A 3,048-nucleotide genomic window follows, 5' to 3' on the forward strand; every position below is an offset into this window, starting at 1 on the left:
CAATCCCAAAACTTGTCGAATGGTCGGCTTAATAGCTCACGCTATGCCGACATTCGTCTGCAAGTTTAGTTAAGGGTTCTTCTCAACTTCAATAAATTTTCTCGGCATAAATGCGTCGTCTTTATAAAGTGTAGCCATCATCTCGTTCATCTTCAAAAATAATTTCTGGTTCTTGTCTTTGATATTTTTTCTTAAAGAATTGTTTATCGTTATCATCTACAATCATTGTTTCTCGCATTTTTGAGCTTTCTAAGTGATTATCAATATGGTTAATCAAAGAATGATATGTTTCTTCTTTCATCACACCTTTAATCAACTTAAACACATTGTTAAATAGTTTATACGAACGGTTTAACTCTTTTTCTTTTTCTTGAGTTTGTTCCAATAAATTATTATAACTACCCGCTAAATCATTGTACTCATCTATTACTTTTCCATTTTTAATCTGTTCATCTAATAATCTATCTTCTAATCTTTTGTTTTTTTCCTCAAAATCTTTTAAAGCCTTTCCGCTTTTAATATATTCATAATCATCAGTAATGAGTTGAGAAGCTTTTACTTGTTCCTGCAATAAATCAAATTCATTTTTATCAATAACGACGTTACCTGTTTCCTGTGTTTCTTTGTTGAACAGTCCACCAACTTTTTCAGTTTCAAGCTCATATGGGACATTTATAGGCTTTTTTAGAACATCTAAAGCATTTTGATACTGTTCCATTACTTCTTCGCTTTCTTGCTTTATACGGTCTAATTTTCGGCTCTCATGCTCATATTCTTCTTTGTGATAATCTGTTAAATTTTTATAACGACTTATCTGTTCATGTCGTCTCGGTGTAACGCCCCTTGTTATACCTCTACTCAAGTCATAACCACAACTATTGATATGTTCGTTAAATCTATCTTGAAATTCAGTTAGTGCCTTTTTATTACCTAAAACCTCTTTCGCACTCAATCGACCATCTTCTGTAATCGGAACTACCCCATAATGCATATGAGGTGTTTTTTCGTCCATATGCACTGTTGCATATAATAAATTATCTTTTCCATACTCTTGTTCTAAAAACGTTTTAGCATGTTCAAAAAACTGCTTTGTTTCTTCAAGTGTTTGATTTTTAAAAAATTCATTACCAGATGTAATTAAACCATCAATATGTTTTACTGCGTCTTTTCTAATTTTGCGTTTCCCATTATAATTTTGTTCAATTTTCTCATCGATTTTTTGATTATAATCAATCGGACTATCATTGACTAAATCGTAATTTAAGTATGATTTTTCTAAATCAATATCCATATTTTCATAATTTTTATTTTGTCTTTGTACATGTTTTTGAATGCCTTTTGTATTCGTTTTTGATTTTACTTTAGCAACTCTGATAATAGAATACGCCATATTAAAATTCCCCCACTGCACATGTTTTTGCGTAGCTTTATTTATTAAAGTATAACACACTAGACTTATTTACTTCGTAATTAAGTCGTTAAACCGTGTGCTCTGCGAGGCTAGTTTTTGTGCAAGCACAAAAAATGGACTGAACAAGTCAGTCCATAAGTTCAAAACCTGCGACCAAAAATGATGGTCGCTAATTCGTTTTTAAATTTTATGATCACATACGTGAATAAAATTTAATGCACTCAAAATTCAAAATCTGAAAGCCAAAAGTCAATTTGTTTTTGCAATTGTTTTTCGTTTGCTTTTAAAGTCGATTTCATTAATTCCGTTAAATCAACTGGAGATATTTCTTTAATTAAATTTTTAAATTTATACTTAGTATTCCTACTTAATTTTCCCCACATACTTTCTTCATGCAGCAAAGTATAAACCATAGCTTGCTCATTAATTTTTTCTAAAGTAGTCCACGCAGGTTTCAAAATGTGTAAATCATTAAAACAATCATTCCAGTAATCAACCATATCTCTTTTCAATTCAACTTCTACACGCCACAGATGTTCAGACATAACTTCAACATCTGCGTTATCTTTACGTTCTTGTTTTTTATTATAAATTCTAATAAATCTATCACTATCACGAACACCAAAATATTTTGTTTCTGGCTTGCCATTACGACCATATAAAACAGTTTTTTTAACTGTTTTATCAGTCATTGCATAGTAATCGCTTAAATCATCTTCAAAATCAAAAGCCAAATCTAATCTTGTAAAACCGTCATCTTCCATGTAGTCGATAACATTTTTCTTTAACCATAGCATTTCATCGTGTGTTAATTTATTCGGATTAAATTCAACCCGCATATTACGTCTATCCCATGTATCTGCTTTTACTTTGTCATATTCAATATAAACTTTTTCTTGAAGTGCTTTAGCTTTAAATTTTGTTTGTAGTATATCCCAAAGTCTAATTTGTGGCTCAACACTCATAAATTCAGATAGTTTTTGAGCATTATTTTTATTAAGATTCCCAACAATAGTCATAGCATCAAAACTTAATTTTGGTTGAGATTGTCCCAAAGTTTGAACACTTAACCGGCTATTAGAGTATCCGGTTTTAGAAAAATTTAAGTTTTCGTTTTCTAAGCTTTGTTTTGCCTGAATTTCTTCTGCTTTTTTAATCATAAAAAAACAACTCCTTAATTTATTTTAAGAAGTCGCTCACCCGAATATATATCTTGAAGAATAAACTTATATCGTTTAATATCTAGATATACAAGATATAAAAAAACAACTTAGTGTTTTTTCTAGGTAAGTCGCTATCACAAACTTTGGCGAGGGAGTGAGCGACTTCTTTTTATTTTGTTATTAATATAACACTATCAAAAGACTTGGTCTAATCAGATCAGGTCTTTTTTTATTTAAGCATTTGTATTATCTGGTAAACAGTTAAAACTACTAAAACACCAAGTACATACTTACTTGCTATAAAATTCTCAAAAGCTTCTCTAAATTTCATTTCTTCAACTCCTTTTATTGCTTTATTCCAATTGCTTTATTCACGTTGAGCCTCGGAACCCTTAACAATCCCAAAACTTGTCGAATGGTAGGCTAAAAAGCTCACTCTATGCCGACATTCGTCTTCACTAAAAGTTAAGGGTT

General features: G+C 30.6%; 2 protein-coding genes. Both read right to left on the reverse strand.

All coding sequences use genetic code 11. The features are described from left to right. Window positions 1–121: 121 nt before the first annotated feature. On the reverse strand, window positions 122–1,390 hold the full coding sequence (mobV, locus tag JVV30_RS12100; protein ID WP_124216773.1) for a MobV family relaxase: 1,269 nt from the start codon (window positions 1,388–1,390) through the stop codon (window positions 122–124). A 242-nt stretch (window positions 1,391–1,632) separates the two neighbouring features. Further along, the gene (locus JVV30_RS12105; RefSeq protein WP_029264623.1) at window positions 1,633–2,571 is read right to left on the reverse strand and encodes a replication initiation factor domain-containing protein; all 939 of its coding nucleotides are present in this window, start codon (window positions 2,569–2,571) and stop codon (window positions 1,633–1,635) included. Window positions 2,572–3,048: the final 477 nt, after the last annotated feature.

Source organism: Staphylococcus sp. GDY8P47P (assembly GCF_016892225.1).
In the GTDB taxonomy this organism is placed as follows: Bacteria; Bacillota; Bacilli; order Staphylococcales; family Staphylococcaceae; genus Staphylococcus; species Staphylococcus borealis.